A 26,416-nucleotide genomic window follows, 5' to 3' on the forward strand; every position below is an offset into this window, starting at 1 on the left:
CTGTATGTTCATTTTCAAATAAAAAATCTATATCTTTCCTGAAATTTATTTAGATAATATCTATTTGATAATCAATAGGTTATTTTGTTGTTTTAACATTATTTAACTTTTTTTCTCACCCCATGCAACCATTGTTTGTAATCTGCCATCTTCTATATACAAACACACAATGAAATTGACGCGAAGCTATACGATAGAAGATTTGATGGAAGGCTGCAAAGCTGGCGACCGGAAGATGCAGGAACTGCTTTACAGGCAAACTGCAGCGAAGATGTTGGCCGTTTGTATGCGCTACGCCAAAGATAGGATGGAGGCAGAAGATGTACTGCAGATGGGCTACATCAAAATTTTCCAAAAAATAAAAGAGTATAGAGGCGATGGCTCTTTTGAAGGCTGGATGAGGAGGGTAATGGTAAATACTGCAATTGAGAGTTACCGTAAAAATTTACGCAGCTTAAATGTAGTTGAAATAGATGAAGCTTATGAACAACCATCAACCGGCTTTGATTTTGGCACTTTAGGGATGCAAGACCTGATGAAGGCAATACAAAAACTGGCCGATGGTTACCGCATGGTTTTTAACATGTACGTAATAGAGGGTTATTCGCACAAAGAAATTGGAGAAGCGCTTGGCATTTCGGAAGGGGCGAGTAAATCGCAATTATCTAGAGCAAGGGCAATATTAAAAGAAGAAATTATAAAAATGGAGGGATTTGGTTATGCAACCTATACAGGATAAAGATTTTGATCAGCTGTTTAAAAATGCTTTTGCTGATGCTGAAGTAACACCATCAAAAGATTTATGGAGCAATATAGAAAATGAAATAACTCCTAAGAAAAAAAGGATTATCCCAGTTTATTGGTTATCTGCAGCTGCGGTACTGCTTGTTGCCACCATCGGGATCCTGGTTTACCAGCAACAGGACGTGGCCGTAAGCAACGGAAAGAAACTGGCAGCTAATACCATTGAAGCAGCTAAGCCTGTGGTAGCGGCACCAGTTGTTAAAGATAGTGTACCGACTGTGGTTGAACCATTTAAATATATTAAACCGGTTGTGCAAGCTCAGCCTAAAGCCGTAAATGTTATGGCCAAAACCAGGGTAAAAAAGAAAATAGAACCTGTTATGGAAAAACAACCAATCATTACTGCTCCCGAGATGCAGAAGCAGGAAAGAATGATTGCTCAGGTTGAAAGCCCTAAGAATGATATCAAAGAAAAAATTGATGCGGTGATACTTTCGCAACCTCAAACGGATATTGTAACCGCAAGCAATGCCACAACTGTTAAAGCTGACGAACCTATTAACGATAACGAACAAAGCAATAAGGGCATCCGTAATATGGGCGATGTAATTAACATCATTGTTAACAAAGTGGACAAAAGAAAGGATAAATTTATCCAGTTCCGTACCGACGATGATGATTCTTCTCTATCGTCGATCAATATTGGTCCTTTTAAATTTGGAAAAAGGAAGAAATAGCGGTTATAAGCTGGCAGTTTTCAGTTAACCATTTTTACAACATTAAACATAACAAACACACAGATATGAAACGTCTAATATTAACAACACTTTTGGTAAGCGGGCTTGCCGGTGTTATGGCTACAGGTGCTTTTGCACAACAAGATACAGTGGTAAAAGATACTGTGATCAAAAAGAAAGCAAAATACACCATAAATATTGGTGGTGGTAATTTGATCACGAAAAAAACAGATTCTTTGGATAAAGCAAAAAAAGGCCGCTTTGTAGGCGGGATTACCTTTACCAGGGTTGATTGGGGTTTCTCCAGGTTAATTGATAACGGAAGCTTTAATTTATCGCCTAATAACGATTTTTTGGATTATAAAGGTGGAAAAACCAGTACTTTCTCTTTTGATATCTTACAGTTTGGCTACCGTTTTAACCCTAACTTTAAGGTGTATGTAGCCGGTGGTTTCGATTGGACTTTGATCCGTTTGAGAAAAGACATCACCATTGCCAAAAACACGAATGAGTTTGTGTACACCGATCAGTCGCCGGTACATTTTTCTAAAAACCGTTTCTCGAGCAGTTATGTACACATCCCACTAAATTTCGAGTTCCGTACGAAAGAAAACAGCCACGGCAAAAGGTTTTACCTGGTTTTAGGTCCGGAAGTAAGCTTCTTGCTGAACGGAAAGATCAAACAAATCAGTGCTGAGCGTGGCAAAGAAAAGCAGTACGATAGCTATCACTTCCAGTCAGCACGTTATGGTGGTACAGTTAGGTTTGGTTACGGGGGCTTGGGTCTGTTTACCAAATATTATTTCAACGATATGTTTACTACCGAACAGCAGGCTGGTTTAAAGAACATGAGCTTCGGAGTTACTTTTGGATTAAACTAGCCTCTAAATTTCCTCAAGCGGACTTATTGCACAAATGAACAGATCCTGTTTCGGTTAGGCGAGGCAGGATTTTTTATTTAGCATTTTTTAAGCTTAAACAATGTGTTTAATATGCCTTTGTAATTTTGCTTTCGGCTTTAGTCTTTCTGCTTTAAGCTTATTCACTATCTTTACTGCGTGAGCAATACCTTAATCAGCGTTAAAAATTTAACCAAGCAATATCAGGCAGAACAGGCCGGTGGCATTAAAAATATAAGTTTCGATATCAACAGAGGCGATGTGGTGGCTATAATTGGCGAGAGCGGCAGTGGAAAATCGACCTTGCTTAAATCCATATACGGACTGTTAAAAACGGATGAAGGAGAAATCTATTTCGAAGATAAGCATGTTAAAGGGCCAGATGAACAACTGATACCCGGCCATAAGCAAATGAAAATGGTTACGCAGGATTTTTCGCTTAATATTTATGCGAAAGTGTACGATAACATTGCCTCACAGTTATCAAATACCGACCTGAAAACCAAAGCTGAAAAAACTTTGGCCATTATGGAACACCTGCGGATTTTACCGCTCCAGAATAAAAAAATTATCGAACTGAGTGGTGGCGAGCAGCAACGTGTAGCTATTGCCAAAGCCATGGTTTCGGATACACAGGTTTTACTCTTAGATGAACCCTTTAGCCAGGTTGATGCCTTGCTTAAAAATCAGTTACGTGCCGATATTAAGCGCATAGCAGCCGAAACCGGCGTAACGGTAATATTGGTATCGCACGATCCGGCCGATGGCTTATTCCTGGCCGATCAGCTGTTGATTTTAAAAGGTGGGGAGTTACTGCAGACTGGCAGGCCGGTAGATATTTACCAGCATCCGGCCCATATTTATACCGCCCAGATTTTAGGCAATGCCGTGGTATTACCAGCTGCTGATGCCGAGAAAATTGGTTTAAAAACACAAAAAGAATTTGTGGTGTTCTATCCTGAATGGGCAGAGGTGAGCAATAACTGGAGCAGCAGGCGCTATGAAGTAAAAGATGTGTATTACAAAGGCTTTTATGATGAATTGCTGGTAGAAAGAAATGGTGTAGCCATCCGCGCTATACAGCTGAACAGGGGCGAGCATAAAAAAAACGACTACGTTCAGTTGAACATTAGTCGTTTTTTAGAGTTTTAATGCCTATCCCTGATTTAGCTATAATTACAGTTATAATATGAATATACCTGATGGCATCTAAATCGAAATAAATATACATTTTAAATATTGGCTACAAATCGTTTCCAACCAGGACTATTTTAACCCTTACCGTTGATGTTGGTTTTATTGGAGTTGTTGCTTGATAATCTGAGCTTTGTACGTCGATCGATACGCCACCTCTGTATACCTCGAAGCTATAGGCATCTACGTTATAAACAAATGGTAATGCGATGTAACTAGCCCCGCTATTGTAAGAAATGTAAACCAAAGTTCCCTCATTATCAATGTGATATTGGTCTATTTCAGGGACAGAAATGTCTGCTGAATATGTTTTTCCATCATTGCTCAATACCCAGGCGTTAGTTGATATATCTTTCACTACAGTTAAAATCGCGTTGCTAGGCTGAACAATGGTGTCTTTTTTGCAGGAAGCCAGACCTAGTGTGGCAATGCAAAGCATTAGGATGGTAAGTTTTTTCATGTTGATTAGTTTTTATTTGTGTGTGATTTTGATATTACAAATCTTCTGCCAAAAAATGCAACAATCTATTTATGGATTAATTATTGTACAGTTAGCTATAAATATCAATCGTAAATTTGCATTTATTCCCATCACATGAAGATCTTTTTTCGCCTCTTACCCTGGTTAATTTTGGCGGTTGCAGGGTACTTATTTATCTCCAAAAAGTTCAGCATCAATACCACGGTCGAAAGTAAACATCAGCTTTTAGTAGAAAAAATTGAGGCTATTGGTAAATTGGAACTGGTCCGGTACCAGATCAGCGATGTTTTGGAACATAAAAATAAAACTGATTTTTTGCCCGAAGCCAGTGTTTTATTAATTGTTAAGGCCGAAGCGGTAGGTTGTATCGACCTGACTAAAATTACCAGGGAAGATATCGGTATAGATGCGGACACTGCTGTAGTAAATTTACCACAGCCCGAAATCTGTTATGTAAAAATAGACCATAAAAATTCGCGCGTTTATGATACCAAAATGGCTTTTTTCCGGGAGGCCAGTTTGGTAGATGAAGCCTATAAAGCAGCCGAAAAACAAATTACTGCTGAAGTTAAGAAATCGAGTATTTTAGCGCAGACTAAAATTAATGCAACAACCGTACTTAAGCCGATTATTGAAGGCTTAGGGTACAAGAATGTGAAGTTTACTTTTGAGTAGGGCTATTGGTTAGGGTTTTAGGGGTTAGAAAGGTAGGTTTAGGCATCGTCACCCTGAATTTAGTTCAGGGTCTGGTGAAAGGTATAATATTAAGGCTTCGCAGGTCTGCATGATAGATGCTGAAATAAATTCAGCATGACGATTGATTAAAAATCTATTTCAAAAAATCTTCCCTGTGCGGGTTAAAAACATCAACCAGTAATCCTGCCTCCAAACATAACACGCCATGGAATACATTCGACGGCGCAAAGAATACGTCTCCCTCATTCAATACCTTTTTATCATCGCCCATCGTTACTTCAAAACTTCCTTTGGCTACATAGCTCATTTGTAAATGTGGGTGATTGTGAATGGTGCCAATGGCGTCTTTTTCAAATGCTACTTTAACCAGCATCAGGTTATCATCGTAAGCCATGATCTTGCGTTTAACGCCTGCACCTAAATCTTCCCAATCGATATCGCTGTCTGAAATTAATGCCTGGTTGCTTAAGTCTTTGAAATTCATTTTTTATAAGTTAGGTCATGTTGAGCCTGTTGAAACACTACATTTGTCCTTCAACAGGCTCCAAGATTAACGAATTACTAAATCTATCGTCATCTCGACTGAAACGTAGTGTAATGAAGAGATCTATGCTTCGCTGCATTCCACTCGAAATGACGGATATATTTAATCCTTAAACCAAATACTCAAACAATGTCTGGTCCTGGTTTAGCTCAATAATATCAAATTTAAAGTCTTTCATGCGCTGCAATAAGCTGGCATAATCGTTTTTATTGGAAAGTTCAATGCCCACCAATGCAGGGCCATTTTCTTTATTCGTTTTTTTAATGAATTCGAAACGGGTAATATCATCCTGCGGACCTAAAACTTCGTTCACGAATAGCTTTAATGCACCTGGTCTTTGGGGGAAACGTACAATAAAATAGTGTTTCAAACCTTCGAAGAGTAAAGATTTCTCTTTGATCTCCTGCATGCGTTCTATATCGTTGTTTCCACCGCTAACGATACAAACTACTGTTTTACCTGTGATCTGGTCTTTAAGCTGGTCTAATGCAGCTACAGATAATGCTCCTGCCGGTTCAACTACGATGGCATCTTCATTATAAAGTTTTAATATCGTGGTACAGATTTTCCCTTCAGGGATCAGGTGCATCTGATCAAGAAGTTCCTTGCAATATTCGTAGGTGATGTGGCCGATCCTTTTTACCGCGGCACCATCTACAAAACGGTCTATTTCTTCTAAAGTATAAGGACCACCGTGTTCCATTGCAGCAACCATAGATGGTGCGCCGAGTGGTTCAACACCTACCAGTTTTACATCTGGTTTAACGGTTTTCATGTAAGCGCTCACGCCCGAAGCCAAACCACCTCCGCCAACAGGCATTACAATAATGTCTAAATCCGGCAGGTCTTCGTAAATCTCCATACCAACGGTTGCCTGCCCTTCAATTACCTTTTCATCATCAAAAGGAGGAATAAAAGTAGCCGATTTTTCTGCACTGTAGGCCAGGGCTTCTTTCAAACAATCGTCGAAAGTATCACCAACCAAAACGACCTCCACATTGTCGCCACCGAACATGTAAGTTTGCTTAACCTTTTGTTTTGGGGTAATTTCGGGCATAAAGATAACACCTTTAATTCCCATTTTTTTGCATGAATAGGCCACCCCCTGCGCATGGTTACCGGCACTTGCACAAACTACGCCATTGGTTAAAGCATCCTGCGGTAACGAACTGATTTTATTGTAAGCACCACGTAATTTGTATGAACGTACAATTTGGAGATCCTCTCTTTTTAAATAAATATTGGCATTGTAATGAGCAGAAAGTCCGGCGTTGAATTCTAAAGGTGTACGTTTTACCACACCTTTCAGTTTTTGAAATGCAGATTGAAAATCCAGTGTCTTCGGTGTTGTTATATTCATTGTTGTAGTATCAAATAGAGAGATATGAGCATCAAGACTTAAATCTCGCTTATATATTTTTGTAAAGCAGGGTTCGGTGTTCTATCGGTTGCAGCTGTCCTGCTTTACATTTTATTCCGCTGCGCTTCATGCTCATTTCAATCAGGTTTATTAAACTTAGGTCAAATGCGTTAAACTAAATGCTAATCGCCTAAGTTTAAACCCTCACCGCATTAAGCTAAATGCAAAGCAACCAGTTGATTTAAATCGTGGTCGTTAATACCCTGTTTGCTATCTGCCAAGACCAAAAATTGTTTATAAACAATATCCAGGTGGTCTTTTTCCAATTTATGACCCAAGCGGTCTAAATGGTGCTTTAGAGCATGGCGGCCACTTCTGGCTGTTAATACAATAGTGGCATCAGGGAAGCCAACATCTTCCGGTCTGATGATTTCATAATTTTCGCGGTTTTTTAAGAAACCATCCTGGTGTATACCCGAGCTGTGCGAAAATGCATTGGCCCCAACAATGGCTTTGTTAGGCTGCACGGGCATGTTCATCTGGTTTCTCACCGTGTGGCTGATATCGTAAAACTGCGTCGCATCAATACTGGTGTTTAAGCCAAGTACTTTGTGCGTTTTTAAAATCATCACTACTTCTTCCATCGAGGTGTTACCTGCGCGCTCACCTATACCGTTAATGGTACATTCTACCTGGCGGGCACCGTTTTGTAAGCCGGCAATAGAGTTGGCGGTAGCTAAACCTAAATCGTTATGGCAGTGAACCGAAATAATGGCATTATCGATGTTCTTAACATTTTCTTTTAGGAAAAGGATCTTCGAGCCGTATTGGTCTGGAAGGCAATAGCCGTTGGTATCCGGAATATTTACTACGGTTGCGCCTGCGGCAATTACAGCCTCAACCATTTTGGCCAAAAATTCGATATCGGCACGGCCGGCATCTTCTGCGTAAAACTCAACATCTTCTACATATTTTTTAGCATATTTTACTGCCTCAACTGCACGGGCTAAGATATCTTCGCGTGTACTGTTAAATTTATGTTTGATATGGAAATCAGAAGAACCGATCCCGGTATGGATACGTGGTCTTTTTGCATAACGTAAAGCATCTGCAGCAACGTCGATATCGTTTTTATTTGCGCGTGTTAAAGCACAGATAATCGGGTTGGTTACTGCTTTTGATAATTCGATTACGCTGTTAAAATCTCCCGGGCTGGAGACGGGGAAACCGGCCTCAATCACATCAACACCTAAAAGCTCGAGTGATTTTGCGATTTCTACTTTTTGGTTTGTATCCAACTGGCAGCCTGGAACCTGCTCACCGTCACGTAAAGTCGTGTCGAAAATATAAACTTTGTTAGGGTCGTGAATCATAATCTTAGGTTTAGGATGTGATTAATTTTTGTGATAAGAATTTTAATACCAGTTTTCCCATTTCGGCGGTACCCAAAACTTTAAAGCGGTTTGTGTTTTGATCGGCAATATCATGTGTTCTGAAGCCTTCTTTCAATACCTGGTCGATAGTATCAACCAATACTTTGGCTTCTTCTTTTAGCCCGAATCCGATTTCCAGCATTAATGCTGCCGATAGGATGGAAGCCAGCGGATTCGCTAAGTCTTTACCCGCAATATCGTGGGCAGAACCGTGAATCGGCTCAAAGAAACCGGTACTTTCGCCAACAGATGCCGAAGCCAGCATACCCATTGAACCTGCAATCTGTGAAGCCTCGTCGGTTAAAATATCGCCAAATAAATTGGCAGTTAAAACCACATCGAACTTTTTAGGGTTTTTGATGAGTTGCATGGCGGCATTATCAATAAACATGTGTTCGGTTTCTACATCAGGGTATTGTTTGGCAATTTCCTGAACAGTTTCGCGCCACAGGCGTGAACTTTCCAAAACATTGGCTTTATCTACAGAACATAACCTTTTGTTACGTTGCTGCGCAGCCTGGTAGGCTTTGTGGGCAATGCGTTCTACTTCGTATCGGTGATAAATCATTAAATCTGAAGCCGTGTTTCTGTCTTCAGAACGTGTTTTTTCGCCAAAGTAAACATCGCCAGTTAATTCGCGGAAAAACAAAATATCGGTTCCCCTTAAAATTTCGGGTTTAATGCTCGATGCCTGGAGAAGTTCATCAAATAGTAATATCGGGCGGAGGTTGGCAAATAGCCCCAGTTCTTTACGGATTTTTAACAGCCCTTGTTCAGGCCTAACTTTTAAACTCGGGTCATTGTCGTATTTGGCATGGCCAATGGCACCAAATAAAATGGCATCGCTTTGTCTTGCTTTTTCTAAAGTTGCATCTGGCAGGGGCTCGCCAGTAACTTCAATAGCCGCATGGCCCATTAAAGCTTCTTCAAAAATAAATTCGTGGCCAAAAATTTCAGCAATTTTTTCTAAGGCTGCTTTTCCCCAAGTAGTAACTTCGGGTCCGATACCATCTCCAGGTATTACTAAAATGTTCTTCTTCATTGTACTAAACGCTTTCTAGTATAGTTTCGACGACTTTTACCTCGCCTTTTTCTAACAATATTCTTTTTTCTATGCAGGTTGGCAGCTGCGATTCAAAATGGCCAACATAAATCAGGGTCATCCCATTGCTGCATAATTCATCAACCAACCGGTTAAAATGCTTGGTTTGCTGTTGGTCTAAGCCCTGGCAAGGTTCATCCAGAATTAACAATTCCGGATTTTTTATAATCGTGCGTGCCAGTAATACCAATCGTTGTTTACCCAGTGGCAGCGCATTTAATAGTTCATTTTTATTTTCGGTAAGGCCGAAGTATTTTATCAGTTCGTCTACCTGTGTGCTTTTTGTATAAGGCAACTGTTGGAACAAACCTACCGTATCGTAAAATCCGGAGGCGATACTTTGCCAAACGGTAGCAGTTGGATCGAAATACCAATGAAACTCGGGCGAGATTAGACCGATATGCTGTTTAATATCCCATATGCTTTCACCACTTCCGCGCCTGTTGCCGAACAAGTAAAGTTCGTTGGCGTAAGATTGCGGATGATCGCCATTTACGAGGCTTAACAGGGTAGATTTTCCAGAGCCATTATGTCCCTGTAAAAGCCATTTTTCTCCGGCTTTTACTTCCCAGTTGATATTTTTAAGCACTTGTTTTTCGCCATAGCTAATGTTTACGTTAACCATTTTAACAATGTCGTAAGAACTATAAACCGGCGATTCTTTTAGGAAATCGGGGATTTCTATTGAAGGATTTTCGATGCTGTTAGAACTTTCTAAGGCATCTACTTTAACCAGATTTCCATCAATTATTTCGGCAAAAGAACGGATACAGTTCGGGAGTTCTGGATCATTGCATACCAGGATCAGCTGAACTCCTTCCCCGGCAGCCTGATCTAAAAGAATATTCAGGTTTTTGCGTGAGGCAACATCTAAACCGGTATAGGGCTGATCGATGATCAACAATTGTGGTTTAAGCCATAAAGCTTTAACCAGTTGAAGTTTTTTATGCTCGCCACTGGATAATTCGATCAATTGCGAACTGGCAAATGTAGAAAAGCCCAAGGCTTCCAATATCGGTTCAACCTGATCTAAATGCAGCCCTTTTTCTTTTCCATAAGAAACCAGTTCTGCATGGACGGTTAAGGTTTCTTTAGCCTGCTGGCTGGTGTAACGCTGTTGATAATAAAAGTTGGCAACACCCTCTAAATTCTTGAACTGGTACCAGCTTTCAACATAAAGTACCTCCCGAGGAAGTTTACTCTGTACGTTAAAATCAATTTCTATGCTCCCCTGGTATGGAACCAGGCCTGCAATGGCTTTTGCCAAAGATGTTTTTCCTGTTCCGCTTTGGCCTCCTATTGCATAGCTTTCACCAACATTCATTTCCCAATACAAATCCTTTAGCACCACTTTGTGGTGGTAACTTAAATTTAAATCCTGTATGTAAACGAATGGTTTAAACATTACCTTGCCTGTTCGAATTCTTCAATTAATTTAGTTTGTGCCAGGATAAAGTCGATATCATCGTAACCGTTTATCAGGCATGATTTTTTATAAGGATTAATCTCGAAAGATTCTTGAGCACCGGTTTCTACAATGGTAACGGTCTGGTTTTCGAGATCAACTTCAAGTGCCGACTTTGGATCTTGCTCTACGGCTTTAAAAATCTGCGCCAGGAAATCGTCGCTTACCTGAATGGGCAATAAACCATTATTCAATGCGTTGCCTTTAAAAATATCGGCAAAGAAACTGCTTATTACGGCATCAAAGCCAGCATCCTGTATGGCCCAGGCGGCGTGTTCGCGGCTACTGCCACAGCCAAAGTTTTTTCCTGCAACTAAAACCTGCCCGCTATAGGTGGGGTTATTCATTACAAATTCTGGTTTTGGTGTATTATCGCCGTTATAACGCCAATCGCGGAATAGATTCTCGCCAAAACCTTCGCGGGTAGTCGCTTTTAGAAACCTCGCAGGGATAATCTGGTCGGTATCAATGTTCTCTATGTTTAAAGGCACTACTGCCGATGTTAATTTCGTGAATTTTTTCATGTTAATTAGTATCAAGTAAGGAATACTAAGCAGCAAGACTTGTACTCCACTTTTTATCTTTATTCTTAAGCCGTTTGCTTAAGGGTGGTATTTTTATGCTCCATGTTTCTATCCTCCACTTTAGGTTTTGCAACGCTCTACCATCTCAAAGTGTTCGACTGTAGGAAAAGGATCATAAAAGTGATGCAATAACCTCTTCCAATCCTGATATGCCGCCGATTGCCTGAAACCTTCAGTATGCGCTTCGAGTGTTTCCCAATTTACCAGCAAAATATATTTGTTTTCATCTTCAATACATTTTTGAAGCTGGTGTGAAATGTAACCTTTCATTGAAGAAATGATTTTCTGCGCTTGCTGAAAAACTTTTTCAAAATCGGCCGATAACCCGGCTTTTACATTAAGTATGGCAACTTCTAAAATCATAATTTAATTTTTTCGCCATTGCTACAGCATTAAGATTGCTTCGTGCCTCGCAATGACGATTTTTGACTATGGGTTTTAGCCTTAAACCTTCCGCCTTTTAACCTTCTACCTTTTCAAGCATTTCCCTTACGTCGGTAATTTTTCCGGTTACCGCTGCTGCTGCGGCAGTAAGCGGGCTGGCTAATAACGTACGGGCATTTTGTCCCTGTCTACCTTCGAAATTTCTGTTCGATGTAGATACACAATATTTACCTGCCGGGATTTTATCTTCGTTCATGCCCAAGCATGCACTGCAGCCGGGTTCGCGTAACTGGAAACCAGCAGCTTCAAAAATCTTATCCAGACCTTCGTTTTTAGCTTGCTGTTCTACTTGTTTCGATCCCGGAACAATCCAAACGGTAACATTATCTGCTTTGCGCTTGCCTTTAACAAAATCGGCAACTTCGCGCAGATCTTCGATCCGCGAATTGGTACAGCTTCCGATGAAAACATAATCAATCGGTTTTCCGATCAGCGATGCGTTATCATCAAAGCCCATATAATCCAATGCTTTTTTGTACGATACTTTTTCGGTTTCGGGCTGTGCTGCGGTTGCCGGGATATGTTCCTGAATACCCATGCCCATACCAGGATTGGTACCGTAGGTAATCATTGGTGCAATATCTGCCGCATCGAAAGTTAATACGCTGTCAAACTTGGCATCAGCATCGCTGTATAAAGTTTTCCAGTATGCCAGGGCTTTATCCCATTCTTCACCGGCCGGAGCAAATTCTCTTCCTTTAATGTAATCGAATGTAGTTTGATCTGGTGCTATTAAACCACCACGTGCACCCATTTCGATACTCATGTTACAGATGGTCATGCGGGCTTCCATGCTTAATGATTCGATTGCCGAACCTGCATATTCGATGAAATAACCGGTGCCGCCAGCGGCAGAAATCTGTGCAATGATGTATAAGATAATATCTTTTGCCCCAACACCAGGCCCAAGCTCGCCATTTACCTCAATTTTCATGGTTTTAGGTTTCGATTGCAATAAACATTGTGTTGCAAAAACCTGCTCAACCTGCGAAGTACCAATACCAAATGCAATGGCACCGAAAGCCCCATGGGTTGAGGTATGACTATCGCCGCAAACCATTGTTTTACCAGGTAAAGTAATACCCAGTTCAGGACCTATAACGTGTACAATGCCCTGGAAAGGATGGCCTAAACCATACAGTTCGATACCAAATTCAGCACAGTTTTTGGTGAGCATATCTACCTGATAACGCGAAAGCTCTTCCTTAATCGGCAATAACTGATTTAAGGTAGGTACATTGTGATCGGCAGTAGCAACCGTTTGTTTCGGGCGGAAAACAGGTAAGCCTCTTTTACGCAAACCATCAAAAGCCTGCGGAGAGGTTACCTCGTGTATTAAGTGTGTATCAATGTATAAAATATCAGGAAACCCTTCCTCACTTTTTACCACATGTGCATCCCAAATTTTTTCTACTAATGTTTTTGACATCTTTGCTATTATTATTTAATGTTTGTCAGTCTGAGCTTGTCGAAGACTTTTTATTTATAGAAACAAAAAGAATTCCTTCAACAGGCTCAGGATAACATGCTTTTTTGTTTCTATGCAGTTTTAATTGCTTTCATTGCAGTCATTGCTTTACGCAATGTGGCACCGATTTGCTCCACCTGGTGCGAACGGATAGCTTCGTTAACCTCAATTAATTTTCTGTTATCTACTGCGCCGTCTTTACCTTCATTAAAGTTTTTACCAACTAAATCGGTGTCTACTTTTTTCATGAAATCACCCAAAAGCGGCTTGCAGGCCTGATCGAACAAATAGCAACCGTATTCAGCCGTATCAGAAATTACGCGGTTCATTTCGAACAATTTTTTACGTGCAATAGTGTTGGCAATAAGAGGTGTTTCGTGTAACGATTCGTAGTAAGCCGATTCCGGTTTAATACCAGCCTGTACCATGGTTTCGAAAGCCAGTTCAACGCCGGCGCGCACAAAAGCAACCATTAAAGTATAGTTGTCGAAATATTCCTGCTCACCGATTTTAACATCACCTGCTGGTGTTTTTTCGAAAGCCGTTTCGCCTGTTTCGGCTCTCCATTTTAATAGGTTTTTATCTCCGTTTGCCCAGTCTTCCATCATGATGCGGCTAAATTCGCCACTCATGATATCGTCCTGGTGTTTTTGGAATAACGGACGCATAATATCTTTCAATTCTTCCGAAATTTCGAAAGCTTTGATTTTAGCAATGTTGCTTAATCTATCCATCATGGCCGTAATACCACCTTGCTTTAAGGCTTCGGTAATTACTTCAACACCGTATTGAACCAGTTTAGAAGCGTAGCCTGCATCGATTCCCTTTTCTATCATTTTATCGAAAGATAGGATAGAGCCAGTTTGCAATAAACCACAAAGGATGGTTTGCTCACCCATTAAATCAGATTTTACTTCTGCTACAAACGATGATTTTAATACACCCGCTCTGTGTCCACCGGTACCTACGCAATACGCTTTAGCCTGCGCTAAACCTTTACCTTGAGGATCGTTTTCAGGGTGAACCGCAATTAAGGTTGGTACACCAAAACCTCTAACATACTCTGCTCTAACCTCACTACCAGGGCATTTAGGTGCCACCATAATCACGGTTAAATCTTTACGGATCTGCATGCCTTCCTCAACGATATTGAAACCGTGTGAGTATAATAAAGTTGCACCTTCTTTCATTAAGGGCATAATGGCATTTACCACTGCAGTGTGCTGTTTATCTGGGGTAAGGTTAATTACCACGTCAGCAGTAGGGATCAATTCTTCGTAAGTACCTACTTTAAAGTTATTCTCGGTAGCATTTTTCCACGAATCTCTTTTACCTTCAATCGCTTCTTTACGCAATGTATAACTAACATCTAAACCGCTATCTCTTAAATTTAAACCTTGGTTTAAGCCTTGTGCTCCACAGCCTACAACTACCAGTTTTTTGCCTTTTAGTGCGTTTACGCCATCTAAAAATTCAGAACTGTTCATGAAGTCGCAAACACCTAATTGGTTTAATTTTTCTCTAAGCGGTAATGTGTTAAAATAATTTGCCATTGTTTTTATTGGTTAATTTCTATTTATTTATCGGGTTTTATATTTTCTTTCTTTCGGTTTAATTACGCTGATTTAGCGATTTCACCGATTCTTTTTTTTACCTTATACCTTTTTCTTCAACGCATTGGCGTAACCAAAATGTACATTATCATGGCCGATTGTGGTAATCAGTACCTCTTCAATACTGTTTAACTGTACACCGTAGGTTGCCGTTAAAAAGGGCGTAATGTTCGCAAACGTTCCATTTGTATAATCAGCTTTAATGGTTTCGATACTTGCTAAAGCTATAGTTTTCAACTCTGCTACCTCTGCTTCGCTAACTGCATAAGTTGGTTTAGTGTCTTTTTTGTAAAACTCGTTAAACTTTACAGCGCTTGTATCCGGCCATATACCGGTACGAAAATAGCAAAGTGTTTGTGTGCTCACTACAATGTGGCCAAAGTTCCAGATGATGTTATTGTTATAACCATCCGGAATTTTATTTAATTGTTCGATAGTTAAGCTATCAACCAACTTAATAAATGCCGTTCTTGAGCTGATAATAAATTCAAATATCTGATCCATTCTGCTGTTATTTTTCTTCTTCTGTTAACGTTTGGTTAAAGATTATTTTGTTGTAAAACGGATCGTTTACGGTTACCGCCCATGTGCCGTAAAATGTTTTTTCCAATCCTGGGCGGTTGTATTTATACTTTTTATCAATAATGGTTTTATGAAACTCTTTCAGCCCGGTACAATCTACAAATACACTGGCACCCGGAGAAGCGTCGCCATGATGCTCACTTAAATGTAATTCGATGCCATTAAGCGAAATCTGCATATAAACCGGGGCATTTTCTTCAAATGTATGTTCCCAATCTATTTTAAAGCCAAGCCAGTTCACATAAAACTCGATTGCTTTATCGTAATCGAATATTCTTAAAACTGGTATGGCCTTATTGCATTTCATATTTTTAGTTTACTGTTATTGCGAGGCTGGGTTGTATTGGCCTAAGCAATCTTATTCTGAATTCTTAAAAAGATTGCTCCGGCGTTCCTCCTTACAATGACGGATTTATTTTTGGATTACATGGTGAAAATCTTCTGTCCTTTATCTAAAAACTCGTTTTCTACCAGTTCTTCACCCGGTTCAACGGCTTCAAATTCTTTTAGCTTTTCGTGGAAACCAGCACTATCTTTGATAATGGCAACCCTTGCCGAACGAACAAACTCAATCAATTCGTAAGGTTCCAAAGCTTTTACCAGGGCATCAGTTTCTTCGCGGTGACCGGTAACTGCAAAAACAGTATAATCTTTACGGATTACTACTGCACTGGCGCCATATTGCCTTAGTAAGCGCTCAACGGTTACCCTTTCTGCAATTTCATCGGTAGAAACTTTGTAAAGTGCCAGTTCCTGCCATATAATTTCGTCGTTTGTATTAAAATAAACTTTCAATACCTCGATCTGCTTCTCGATCTGACGGGCCAGTTTGCGTACTACTTCGTAACTTTCATGAATTACGATATTGAAACGGTGGATACCATCAATTTCAGAAGGGGAGGTATTAAGGCTTTCGATATTAATTTTCCTTTTCGAGAAGATAATCGCGATCCTGTTTAATAAACCGATACGGTTTTCGGCATAAACCGTGATGGTGTATTCCTGCTTTCCGTCAAAGTCGGCTTTTGTTGTTTTATATTCTATTGTATTTTCAGTACTCATGATAATTTCTTTTTAACCTTTGGTCTTCTAGGTTTTACCTTTATTTCAATCTGATTTCGCTTACACCCATTCCTTGTGGTACCATCGGGAAAACATTATTTTCTCTGCCTACCATAACTTCAAGCAGATAAGAACCTTCATGGTTAATCATGGTTTCCAATGCTGCTTTAAGGTTTGCTCGTTGGTCTACTTTAGCAGCTTCGATGTAGTAAGATTTGGCAAGTGCTACAAAATCAGGGCTGGTAATGTTTACAAAAGAGTAACGCTTATCGTGGAATAGCTGCTGCCATTGACGAACCATGCCCAGGAAACGGTTGTTCAGGATCAGTATTTTTACCGCTGCACCGAACTGCATAATGGTACCGAGTTCCTGCGGGGTCATCTGAAAGCCTCCATCACCTATAATGGCGATAACGGTTTTATCTGGCGCACCATATTTAGCACCAATTGCGGCCGGTAAACCAAAGCCCATGGTACCTAAACCACCGGAGGTAATGTTGCTACGGGTATTGTTAAATTTAGCATAACGGCAGGCTACCATCTGGTGCTGACCAACATCGGTAACGATTACGGCATCACCACCACAGATTTCGTTGATGTTGCGTAATACTTCTCCCATGGTCATTTCATCGCCTGTTGGATACAGTTCAGGAGTAATGACCTGATCTATTTCTTGTTGGTTATATTCTTTGAATTTTGCCAACCAATCTTCATGTTTGTTTTCGTTAACCAAATTGGTTAGGAGCGGTAACGTTTCTTTACAATCTCCCCAAACGCCAACATCGGCTTTAACATTTTTATCAATTTCAGCGGGATCAATGTCCAGGTGAACCACTTTAGCCTGTTTGGCATATTTATCTAATCGGCCGGTTACGCGGTCATCAAAACGCATACCGATGGCAATTAGTACATCACATTCGTTGGTTAATACATTTGGGCCATAATTGCCGTGCATGCCCAGCATACCTACGTTTAGTGGATGCGAAGTTGGAATGGCACTTTCACCCATGATGGTCCAGGCGGCCGGAATTCCAGTTTTTTCGATAAAAGCCCTGAATTCTTGTTCTGCCTTACCCAATATTACACCTTGTCCGAATAAGATAAATGGTTTTTTTGCTGAATTGATCAGCTCAGCAGCCTGCTCAATATATTCGACCCTCACTTTTGGTTTTGGAAGGTAACTACGGATATGGTTGCATTTTACGTATTCAGGAAATTCTTCTACCTGTATCTGTGCATTTTTGGTAATATCAATTAAAACCGGACCTGGTCTGCCACTTTTAGCAATATAAAAAGCTTTAGCCAGTACCTCCTGGATTTCTTTGGCATCAGTAACCTGGTAATTCCATTTGGTAACCGGGGTGGTAATATTGATTACATCCGTCTCCTGAAAAGCATCGGTACCTAATAAATGAGCGAAAACTTGTCCGGTGATACAAACCAATGGTGTACTATCGATCTGGGCATCGGCTAAACCGGTAACGAGGTTGGTGGCACCTGGCCCACTGGTTGCAAATACAACACCTACTTCGCCACTGGCCCTTGCAAAACCTTGAGCTGCATGGATTCCGCCTTGTTCATGGCGGACCAATATATGTTCTAATTTATCGGCATAATCGTAAAGGGCATCATAAATTGGCATGATTGCGCCTCCCGGATAACCGAAAATGGTGGTAACACCTTCTTCAATTAATCCATTCAACAAAACCTGAGATCCCGTCCCTTTAAAGGTTTTTGAGGTTTCTGCTTTCGCCCCGGTTTGTTGTATTGTTTCTTGTGCAGTTTCCATAGTTATGTTTTTGCGGTTCTACTATTCTTTAATTTTAAACCCAATTCTTTGTCTATCGTTCCATTTTAATTGAGCAATTTTTTCGTCGATCAGATTTTCCATCGCATCGTAAAGCTCACTTAACTGAACATCATGTTCACCAATCCGTTCCTTAATTTCTGTTAGTTGCTCGTTTATGTTGCTTTGTTTCAGCAAAACCCTCCGAACATCCACAAAGGCTCTCATAATGGCAATATTCATGTTAATCGCCTTATCGCTCTTTAAAACACCACTTAGCATGGCTACACCTTGCTCTGTAAAGGCATAGGGTAGATTACCTCTGTGTTTTTGCGAACCGGTCACAATTTGTGACCGGTTCGTGTTGATGTTGTTGCTGAGCAAACTATCCATTTGTGTAGCAATATCCTGCCACTCATACGTAGTTAACTGAAACATGAAATCATCAGGAAAACGCTTAATGTTACGTTTTACGGCTTGATTTAGTGCTTTGGTTTCAACTTCATACAGCAACGCCAAATCGAAATCTAACATTACTCTTTCTCCCCGGATCTCATAAATCCTGTTCTGAATACTTTTAATTATCTGCATAATCTATTTTTTAGTAATCAAATGAATCAGGGGATGATTTTTTGATTTTAGTATTCGTCGGTTACGCAACCACTGGCCGCATCCGATACTGTTTTAGCATATTTATATAAAACACCTTTTGTTACCTTTAATGCTGGCTGAACATAGTTCTTTCTCCGCTCGGCGATTACTTCTTCGCTAACTTTCAGGCTGATGATGTTGTTTACAGCATCGATCAGAATCCTGTCTTCATCTTCTACCAGGCCAATTAAACCACCTTTATAGGATTCGGGGGTGATGTGGCCAACCACGAAACCATGTGTACCACCCGAGAAACGTCCATCGGTGATTAAAGCAACAGATTTACCCAAACCTGCACCGATAATGGCCGAAGTTGGTTTCAACATTTCTGGCATACCGGGAGCACCAACCGGCCCCGCATTTTTAATCACAATTACATCGCCGGGCTGAACGCGGCCGCTTGAAATGCCGGCAATTAAATCGTGTTCACCATCGAACACCCGAGCCGGACCTTCAAATTTTTCACCTTCCTTACCGCTGATCTTCGCTACCGAGCCTTTTTCTGCCAGATTGCCGTAAAGGATCTGCAGGTGACCGGTTGCTTTGATGGGTTCACTTAATTTTTGAACAATTTTCTGATCGTAGTCCATAATGGATTTTACATCCGCTAAGTTTTCTGCTACGGTTTTTCCGGTTACGGTAAGGCAATCGCCGTGTAATAAACCTTCATTCAATAAATATTTTAATACAGCAGGGATACCTCCATATTGGTGTAAATCCTGCATTAAATATTTTCCACTCGGTTTAAAATCGGCAAGTACCGGTGTTACATCACTCATTTTCTGGAAATCATCCTGTGTAATTTCTACACCGATGGCTTTGCCCATAGCGATAAAATGCAAAACAGCATTGGTACTTCCACCTAATACGATGATGGTACGGATTGCATTTTCGAACGCTTTCCGCGTCATGATATCAGATGGTTTAATATCTTTTTCCAGTAAAACCCTTATGTATTTACCGGCATCTAAGCATTCTTGTTTTTTCTCCGGGCTGATGGCCGGGTTTGAAGAAGAATAAGGTAAACTCATTCCTAGAGCCTCAATGGCCGAAGCCATTGTATTTGCGGTGTACATACCTCCACAGGCACCGGCTCCAGGGCAGGTATGTTTGATGATGCCCTGATAATCTTCTTCTGAAAGGTTACCGCAGATTTTTTGTCCCAAAGCCTCAAAAGCCGAAACAATGTTTAATTCTTCACCTTTGTAATGGCCTGGTGCAATGGTACCGCCATAAACCATAATTGAAGGACGGTTTAAACGGGCCATCGCCATAATGGCACCCGGCATATTTTTATCACAGCCCGGGATAGCAATTACGCCATCGTAGTACTGGCCACCGCAAATGGTTTCGATACTATCTGCAATTACATCGCGGCTTACCAGAGAGTAACGCATCCCATCGGTACCATTACTCATTCCATCGCTCACGCCAATGGTATTAAAAACCAAGCCCACTAAATCATTTTTCCAGACCCCGGTTTTGACGTCTTTTGCAAGGTCGTTTAAGTGCATGTTACAGGTGTTACCATCGTAACCCATACTTGCAATACCGACCTGTGCTTTGGCCATGTCAGCATCGGTTAAGCCGATTCCATAAAGCATGGCTTGTGCAGCCGGTTGTGTTGGATCTTGTGTAAATGTTTTACTGTACTTGTTTAATTCGCTCATTGTTTAAAATGTATATTCTGGTTCTGTTAGTTGTAATATTTTGAGGCAAAAAAAAACCGCCTCATTTCGGGAGGCGGTTTCGATAGGGTATATTTTTATTATTATACGCAACGATTTCCACCTCTCTTTTGAGAAATGACAATAATTAGGTTGCTAATAATGTTTGCGTTTATATTCATGTCTTCGACTGAACCACAAACATACTAACTTCTTGAATAATGCAAAGAACTATTTTATTGTATTTTTCTATTTTTCAGCTTCGGGCTCCTGATTTTCCTGATTCTGGTTATATAATTACCTCGTAATTTACTTTTTCCAATACCAGGTTTTTATAAGCCCTTTGTATGGTGTAGCCGATTGATTCGCGCCATAAAGGGCGGTAAACAATGTCATCAATTGAAGCTATACCGGCAATTTCTGTTGCCGTACCACATAAAAAGGCACTATCGGCATTTTTTAAATCTTCAACAGTGAGTTTTTTTTCGATGCATTCGATATCTAATACTGCACAAAGTTCTTTAACTGTTGCCCTGGTAATGCCGGGTAAAATATTGCCTAATGATGGAGTATAAAGTTTACCGTCTTTTTCGATGAAAATATTTGCACCCGACGCTTCTGCAACAAAGCCATGCATATCCAGTAACAATGCTTCATCGTATCCTTTAATGTTTGCCGCAGTGGTAGCTAATATGGAATTAACATAATTGCCACTCAATTTCGCTTCCATCGGAGTCGATTTTGGGTTTGGCCTTTCGTAATCAGAAATGGTTAAATTTAACAGTTTGTTGCCTGAATAAGCATCCCATTCCCATACGCAGATTAATATTGAAACGCCGGTAGGTTCGTTCAGTTTCATATTCGGATGGCAAAATACCAAGGGACGGATATAAGCATCTTTCAGTTTGTTCAATTGAAGTAGTTTATACGTTGCCGCAATTAATTCCTGTTTATCCCATGGGAAAGGAATATTGGCCAACTGACAGGAACGCTCCAGGCGGTCGAAATGTGCTGCAGCTTTGAAAATTCGGTTGCCGTTATGCGTTTTATAGGCTCTAATACCCTCAAAAGCAGCATAACCGTAGTGTAACGACTGCCCGTAAAGGTCAGTGCTGCTATTTACAGCCTTTTCAAACTTTCCGTCGAGGTAAATAATCGTATTAGAATTATAGTATTTCATCGGTTTATTTCGTTGTTTTTCAGTCAGATAGTGTCCAATATGATTAAATCAGCATTCCGTTTTGTTCTGTTGATTTTTTAATCATTTGATGGCTCATAATACCGTGTGTTTTTATTTAAAAAAAAGCGTCCCGTTTATATCAGGACGCTTTAAATATTCGTTTTTTTATTTATTTAAAAGCTGCCCATTTTCTTCCCTAGCAGGATATCTGCAAGTAGAAGGCTAATTAAAATGACTAATAACAGCACAACGTTACCTACCACGTTTGTGGTTAAGCCTGTTGTAAATATGTTGTTCTGAACTGTCATAATCATCTTGTAATTTATAAAAACCAATTTAGTTTTTGGTTCATTAATATGCAAGAGAAATCAGAAAAAAGTTCAAACGGAATATAATTCTTGTTTATAATTGTTTTGCGAAACATTATTCTTAATAGATGTTAAAATGGCTATTTAATGCCGACAGTCGTAGACTAAAAATCAAAACGGTATACGGTATGTTTATTATGCTTGCATTATAAATTTTTAAATATTCTGCCTAAAATGGCCATAAGCACTTAGAAAATTGAAAATTCGGAGGGTGTTTTGGGGTTAATACCAGAAGTACTACAGAAGTCGTTGGAGGCTGATCATAAGTCTTTTTCGCTATTAACTGAAAAGTATGTAATTTGATGTTATTAATATTCCTATGAAAATAACATCGATCATTTTTACTGTTTTTGCTACTTTATTTACTGCTTGTTCCTCATCAGACCGGAATACGCACCTGAAAATGGGTGATCAGGTTTTTATCACATCCGATAGTATAAAACTGGCTGTAAAGATTGCCGGCAAAGGACCGGTCTGTATTTATTTGCACGGCGGTCCGGGTCAGGATTTTCTTTCCTTTGAAAAAATGGGAGGATCGGAGCTGGAGAAATGCCTTACCATGGTGTACCTCGACCAAAGGGGATCAGGTCATTCTCAAAATGCCAAAAATTACAGTTTAAACCGGGTGATACAGGATATAGAAGAGCTGCGCTTAAAATTGGGTGTAGAGAAAATATACCTGCTCAGTCATTCCTTTGGAGGTGTGTTGGCCATTAATTATGCATTAAAATATCCAGGGAATTTATCGGGCATTATGATGGCGAATACAACAGCTCATTTTATGAATCCGGGTCAGATTCGGGAGCAAATTGAATACGGATACCGGTTGTTGCATACAGATACTACCATAAATGAAACCGATTTTAAAAAGCTAATGAATGGTGCGGCGGTGGTTAGGAAAAAGTTGAGTGCAGCACATCTTGGATATAAATATATTGCCCATAATGTAAATACCATTATTAAAATGGACAGTATCGAAAATTCTTACAGCCGTACATCGGATTTCGGTATGACACTCTTCATGCCATTGATCGATAGTACAAAGGTTCAGCAATACCCTGAATATTTTAAAGATTATGCTTTACTGACCAATAAAATTAAAACTCCGGCATTAATTATTACAGGTAAGGAGGATCATGCCGTTGGACCGGATTATTACAAAAAATATAAATTTGTTAATCAGAAAGTGGTACAGTTAGCGGGTTCGCACATGCTCTATTATGAAAATAACGAAGCATTTACCGCTGCAGTTTGTGGTTTTGTTAAGCAGTAGCGGAAATAAAAAAGCCTCCGGATTTTTAAATCGGGAGGCTTTTTGTTTCATCACGCTGAATGTGGTTCAGGGCCTTTTACAGGTGCTGAAATAAATTCAGCAGGAGCAACTAATTAGCTTAAGCGATACCTTCTGCCAAAACCACAACTTTGTTATGGATAGCTTCAACCACACCGCCTTTAATAAAAAAGCGTTGCTCATCAGCTTTATTTGCTTTTATAATAACTTCTCCATCTTCTAAAGTAGAGATGATAGGAGCGTGGTCTTTTAAAATCTGGAAAGAACCTAAAGTACCAGGAACCGTAACCGCAGTTACTTCACCTTCGAAAACTTTTTTATCTGGAGTTAATATTTCTAAATTCATTTTGAATAGATTTGAGATTTGAGATACAAGATTTGAAACAAAGTCTCTCTCATATCTCCTATCTAGTGTCTCACGTCTCCCTTAGTTCGCTTCTGCTAATAATTTTTTACCTTTTTCGATCGCATCTTCAATGCTACCAACCAAGTTAAATGCAGCTTCAGGATACTCATCAACTTCACCATCCATGATCATGTTAAAACCTTTGATGGTTTCTTTGATGTCAACCAATACGCCTTTTAAGCCTGTAAACTGCTCTGCTACGTGGAAAGGTTGCGATAGGAAACGTTGAACACGACGCGCTCTGTGTACAGTTAATTTATCTTCTTCTGATAACTCATCCATACCTAAGATCGCGATGATATCCTGCAATTCTTTATAACGTTGTAAAATTTCTTTAACACGTTGAGCAGTGTTGTAATGCTCATCACCCAGTACTGCTGGAGAAAGGATACGTGAAGTAGAATCCAGTGGATCTACCGCTGGATAGATACCCAGTTCAGAAATTTTACGTGATAATACTGTAGTAGCATCTAAGTGGGCAAATGTTGTTGCCGGTGCAGGGTCAGTTAAATCATCCGCAGGTACATATACCGCCTGTACTGAAGTAATTGAACCACGTTTGGTTGAAGTAATACGCTCCTGCATTAAACCCATTTCAGTTGCCAATGTTGGCTGGTAACCTACCGCAGATGGCATACGACCTAAAAGGGCCGATACCTCAGAACCTGCCTGGGTAAAACGGAAGATGTTATCAACGAAGAAAAGGATATCTTTTCCTGCGCCTTCACCATCACCGTCACGGAAATATTCAGCAACGGTTAATCCTGATAAGGCCACACGTGCACGTGCACCAGGAGGCTCGTTCATCTGACCGAAAACCAATGTTGCTTTAGATTCTTTTAATTTTTCGGTGTCAACTGCGTTCAGATCCCATCCACCTTTTTCCATAGAGTGTAAGAAATCATCACCATAGTTGATTACGCCTGATTCGATAAACTCACGGAGTAAATCGTTACCTTCACGTGTACGCTCACCAACACCTGCGAATACTGATAAACCAGCATAAGCTTTAGCGATGTTGTTTACCAACTCCATGATCAATACTGTTTTACCAACACCAGCACCACCGAATAAACCGATTTTACCACCTTTAGCATAAGGCTCTAATAAATCGATTACTTTGATACCTGTAAAAAGCACCTCGGTTTCGGTAGATAAATCTTCAAACTTAGGAGGAGTTGCGTGGATAGGGCGGCCATCTGTTTTATCAACGGTGTTGATACCATCAATCGCTTCTCCAACCACATTAAATAAACGACCTTTAATCTGGTCGCCAACTGGCATTTTAATCGCAGCGCCAGTATCAACTACTTGCATACCACGAACTAAACCGTCTGTAGAATCCATCGAAATAGCACGTACACGGTCTTCACCTAAGTGCTGTTGAACTTCTAAAACAATTTTTTGTCCATTTTCTTTCGTTATCTCTAACGCATCAAAAATTTTAGGTAGATGGGCATCATCAGCAAAGCTAACGTCAACCACAGGGCCGATAATTTGTGCTATTTTTCCTAAGTTAGGCATATCTGTTGTGAGTAAATTTATTACAGTCAATGAATTAAAGCTGTTTATAGGGTCTCCAATTCGGTTGGCAAAGTTAAGTTATTCTTGCTGAATTTTAAATATATATTACAAAATTTTTTAATGAGGTTTTAAGCGCTAATTTAGGGGCTTATCCAGGAAGTATGAAAACCATTTTAACAACAGGCAGCAACGGTCTTTTGGGGCAGAAAATAACCGAAAAAGTTTTGCAGGAAAGACGGGTAAACCTCATTGCTACAGCTAAAGGTATAAATCGCTATCCTGTTAAAAAGGGGTATGTATATGAAGAAATAGATATCCTGGATGTTGAACGCGTAAGGGAAGTTATTGAAAAATACAAACCTGATGCACTTATACATACTGCAGCAATGACGAATGTTGATACCTGTGAGGTGAATAGGGAAAGTTGTCTGCAGTTAAATGTAAGTGCCGTTGGAACCCTGTTAGCGATATGTGAAGAAAAGAATATCCGGTTGATCCATTTAAGCACCGATTTTGTTTTTGACGGCCAAAACGGACCTTATAGAGAAGAAGATGCTGTAAATCCGGTCAGTTATTATGGCAAATCAAAGGTGCTGGCTGAAGAGCTGATCAAAAACTCAAAAACAAATTATGTTATTTTAAGAACAATATTGGTATATGGTATTAGTAATGACATGAGCCGGAGCAATATTGTGCTGTGGGCCAAGGGCGCTTTACAAAAAGCATCACCCATAAATGTGGTGAACGACCAATGGCGCATGCCAACATTGGCTGAAGATCTGGCCGAGGCTTGCCTGCTGGCTGTTGAGAAAGATGTCAGGGGAATTTACCATATATCGGGTAAAGATTACATGAGTATTGCCGATTTAGTGAGAAAAGTTGCCGAATATTGGAAGCTGGATGATTCGTTTATTAATGAAGTGAGTTCTGCAAGTTTAAATCAACCAGCCAAACGGCCTGCTAAAACGGGGTTTGTGCTGGATAAGGCAATTAAAGATTTAGGATACAATCCACATTCTTTTGAAGAAGGATTGTTAATTTTGGACCAGCAAATGAATAAAACAAATTAGTTCATTTGTTATTGGTTTATTGGGCAGATGATGCAGTAAATTATTAAAGCAATTAAATATATTTA

The 26,416-nt window shown here is 40.1% G+C and carries 27 protein-coding genes; 7 read left to right on the forward strand and 20 right to left on the reverse strand.

Going from position 1 to position 26,416, the window contains the following annotated elements; translation table 11 throughout:
* Positions 1-169 precede the first annotated feature (169 nt).
* The 4 genes from GGQ60_RS21665 to GGQ60_RS21680 all read left to right on the forward strand — a co-directional run bounded on the left by GGQ60_RS21665 (position 170) and on the right by GGQ60_RS21680 (position 3,532).
* Entirely contained in the window at positions 170-739 is a 570-nt protein-coding gene (locus GGQ60_RS21665; protein ID WP_183768288.1) for an RNA polymerase sigma factor, read from the forward strand.
* Positions 720-1,481 carry a hypothetical protein gene (locus tag GGQ60_RS21670; protein WP_183768290.1) on the forward strand — a complete coding sequence of 254 codons (762 nt, stop codon included), beginning with the start codon at positions 720-722 and terminating at the stop codon, positions 1,479-1,481. Before GGQ60_RS21665 ends, GGQ60_RS21670 begins: the two co-directional genes overlap by 20 nt.
* A gap of 65 nt (positions 1,482-1,546) precedes the next feature.
* On the forward strand, positions 1,547-2,362 hold the full coding sequence (locus GGQ60_RS21675) for an outer membrane beta-barrel protein (RefSeq protein ID WP_183768292.1): 816 nt from the start codon (positions 1,547-1,549) through the stop codon (positions 2,360-2,362).
* 177 nt (positions 2,363-2,539) lie between these two features.
* On the forward strand, positions 2,540-3,532 hold the full coding sequence (locus GGQ60_RS21680; protein ID WP_183768294.1) for an ABC transporter ATP-binding protein: 993 nt from the start codon (positions 2,540-2,542) through the stop codon (positions 3,530-3,532).
* 91 nt (positions 3,533-3,623) lie between these two features.
* Here GGQ60_RS21680 and GGQ60_RS21685 read toward each other — a convergent pair whose 3' ends face one another.
* Positions 3,624-4,034 carry a hypothetical protein gene (locus GGQ60_RS21685; RefSeq protein ID WP_183768296.1) on the reverse strand — a complete coding sequence of 137 codons (411 nt, stop codon included), beginning with the start codon at positions 4,032-4,034 and terminating at the stop codon, positions 3,624-3,626.
* 135 nt (positions 4,035-4,169) lie between these two features.
* Between GGQ60_RS21685 and GGQ60_RS21690 the strand changes: the two genes are divergently transcribed.
* Positions 4,170-4,730: a DUF4230 domain-containing protein gene (locus tag GGQ60_RS21690; protein WP_183768298.1), complete on the forward strand. Its 561-nt coding sequence runs from the start codon at positions 4,170-4,172 to the stop codon at positions 4,728-4,730.
* Positions 4,731-4,884: 154 nt separating this feature from the next.
* Here GGQ60_RS21690 and GGQ60_RS21695 read toward each other — a convergent pair whose 3' ends face one another.
* From GGQ60_RS21695 to GGQ60_RS23080, 17 genes are all read right to left on the reverse strand, one after another.
* A complete protein-coding gene (locus tag GGQ60_RS21695; protein ID WP_183768300.1) occupies positions 4,885-5,235 on the reverse strand; it encodes a cupin domain-containing protein in 351 nt (116 codons plus the stop codon).
* Positions 5,236-5,404: 169 nt separating this feature from the next.
* Entirely contained in the window at positions 5,405-6,655 is a 1,251-nt protein-coding gene (gene ilvA, locus GGQ60_RS21700; protein WP_183768302.1) for a threonine ammonia-lyase IlvA, read from the reverse strand.
* A 212-nt stretch (positions 6,656-6,867) separates the two neighbouring features.
* Positions 6,868-8,028 (reverse strand): 2-isopropylmalate synthase, encoded by a 1,161-nt coding sequence (locus tag GGQ60_RS21705; RefSeq protein ID WP_183768304.1) that lies wholly within the window; start codon positions 8,026-8,028, stop codon positions 6,868-6,870.
* Between the two features lie 10 nt (positions 8,029-8,038).
* Complete coding sequence (leuB, locus tag GGQ60_RS21710) at positions 8,039-9,130, reverse strand: 3-isopropylmalate dehydrogenase (protein ID WP_183768306.1); 1,092 nt, start codon at positions 9,128-9,130, stop codon at positions 8,039-8,041.
* A 4-nt stretch (positions 9,131-9,134) separates the two neighbouring features.
* On the reverse strand, positions 9,135-10,595 hold the full coding sequence (locus GGQ60_RS21715) for an ATP-binding cassette domain-containing protein (protein WP_183768308.1): 1,461 nt from the start codon (positions 10,593-10,595) through the stop codon (positions 9,135-9,137).
* A complete protein-coding gene (gene leuD, locus GGQ60_RS21720; RefSeq protein ID WP_183768310.1) occupies positions 10,595-11,179 on the reverse strand; it encodes a 3-isopropylmalate dehydratase small subunit in 585 nt (194 codons plus the stop codon). Before leuD ends, GGQ60_RS21715 begins: the two co-directional genes overlap by 1 nt.
* Positions 11,180-11,299: 120 nt before the next feature.
* Entirely contained in the window at positions 11,300-11,602 is a 303-nt protein-coding gene (locus tag GGQ60_RS21725; protein WP_183768312.1) for an antibiotic biosynthesis monooxygenase family protein, read from the reverse strand.
* A 97-nt stretch (positions 11,603-11,699) separates the two neighbouring features.
* Positions 11,700-13,112 carry a 3-isopropylmalate dehydratase large subunit gene (gene leuC, locus GGQ60_RS21730; RefSeq protein WP_183768314.1) on the reverse strand — a complete coding sequence of 471 codons (1,413 nt, stop codon included), beginning with the start codon at positions 13,110-13,112 and terminating at the stop codon, positions 11,700-11,702.
* Between the two features lie 110 nt (positions 13,113-13,222).
* Positions 13,223-14,704 carry a ketol-acid reductoisomerase gene (ilvC, locus tag GGQ60_RS21735; RefSeq protein WP_183768316.1) on the reverse strand — a complete coding sequence of 494 codons (1,482 nt, stop codon included), beginning with the start codon at positions 14,702-14,704 and terminating at the stop codon, positions 13,223-13,225.
* Between the two features lie 102 nt (positions 14,705-14,806).
* Positions 14,807-15,268 (reverse strand): DinB family protein, encoded by a 462-nt coding sequence (locus GGQ60_RS21740; RefSeq protein ID WP_183768318.1) that lies wholly within the window; start codon positions 15,266-15,268, stop codon positions 14,807-14,809.
* Positions 15,269-15,275: 7 nt separating this feature from the next.
* Positions 15,276-15,653, reverse strand: a complete 378-nt coding sequence (locus GGQ60_RS21745) for a glyoxalase superfamily protein (RefSeq protein ID WP_183768320.1) — start codon at positions 15,651-15,653, stop codon at positions 15,276-15,278.
* Positions 15,654-15,769: 116 nt separating this feature from the next.
* Complete coding sequence (ilvN, locus tag GGQ60_RS21750; RefSeq protein WP_183768322.1) at positions 15,770-16,408, reverse strand: acetolactate synthase small subunit; 639 nt, start codon at positions 16,406-16,408, stop codon at positions 15,770-15,772.
* Between the two features lie 40 nt (positions 16,409-16,448).
* Entirely contained in the window at positions 16,449-18,197 is a 1,749-nt protein-coding gene (gene ilvB, locus GGQ60_RS21755; protein ID WP_183768324.1) for a biosynthetic-type acetolactate synthase large subunit, read from the reverse strand.
* A 21-nt stretch (positions 18,198-18,218) separates the two neighbouring features.
* The gene (locus tag GGQ60_RS21760; RefSeq protein WP_183768326.1) at positions 18,219-18,785 is read right to left on the reverse strand and encodes an ORF6N domain-containing protein; all 567 of its coding nucleotides are present in this window, start codon (positions 18,783-18,785) and stop codon (positions 18,219-18,221) included.
* Between the two features lie 47 nt (positions 18,786-18,832).
* On the reverse strand, positions 18,833-20,515 hold the full coding sequence (gene ilvD / locus GGQ60_RS21765) for a dihydroxy-acid dehydratase (protein WP_183768328.1): 1,683 nt from the start codon (positions 20,513-20,515) through the stop codon (positions 18,833-18,835).
* A gap of 286 nt (positions 20,516-20,801) precedes the next feature.
* On the reverse strand, positions 20,802-21,692 hold the full coding sequence (gene ilvE, locus GGQ60_RS21770) for a branched-chain-amino-acid transaminase (protein WP_183768330.1): 891 nt from the start codon (positions 21,690-21,692) through the stop codon (positions 20,802-20,804).
* 173 nt (positions 21,693-21,865) lie between these two features.
* The gene (locus GGQ60_RS23080) at positions 21,866-22,000 is read right to left on the reverse strand and encodes a hypothetical protein (protein WP_260300631.1); all 135 of its coding nucleotides are present in this window, start codon (positions 21,998-22,000) and stop codon (positions 21,866-21,868) included.
* A gap of 379 nt (positions 22,001-22,379) precedes the next feature.
* Between GGQ60_RS23080 and GGQ60_RS21775 the strand changes: the two genes are divergently transcribed.
* Positions 22,380-23,333, forward strand: a complete 954-nt coding sequence (locus tag GGQ60_RS21775; protein WP_183768332.1) for an alpha/beta fold hydrolase — start codon at positions 22,380-22,382, stop codon at positions 23,331-23,333.
* Between the two features lie 118 nt (positions 23,334-23,451).
* On the opposite strand, the gene atpC is transcribed toward GGQ60_RS21775, so the two are convergent.
* Both atpC and atpD read right to left on the reverse strand, forming a co-directional pair.
* Entirely contained in the window at positions 23,452-23,697 is a 246-nt protein-coding gene (gene atpC, locus GGQ60_RS21780) for an ATP synthase F1 subunit epsilon (RefSeq protein WP_183768334.1), read from the reverse strand.
* A gap of 81 nt (positions 23,698-23,778) precedes the next feature.
* Entirely contained in the window at positions 23,779-25,281 is a 1,503-nt protein-coding gene (atpD, locus tag GGQ60_RS21785; RefSeq protein WP_183768336.1) for a F0F1 ATP synthase subunit beta, read from the reverse strand.
* Between the two features lie 161 nt (positions 25,282-25,442).
* Here atpD and GGQ60_RS21790 point away from each other — a divergent pair, with 161 nt between their 5' ends.
* On the forward strand, positions 25,443-26,351 hold the full coding sequence (locus tag GGQ60_RS21790) for an SDR family oxidoreductase (RefSeq protein WP_183768338.1): 909 nt from the start codon (positions 25,443-25,445) through the stop codon (positions 26,349-26,351).
* Positions 26,352-26,416: the final 65 nt, after the last annotated feature.

The organism is Pedobacter zeae (genome assembly GCF_014196715.1).
GTDB lineage: Bacteria > Bacteroidota > Bacteroidia > Sphingobacteriales > Sphingobacteriaceae > Pedobacter > Pedobacter zeae.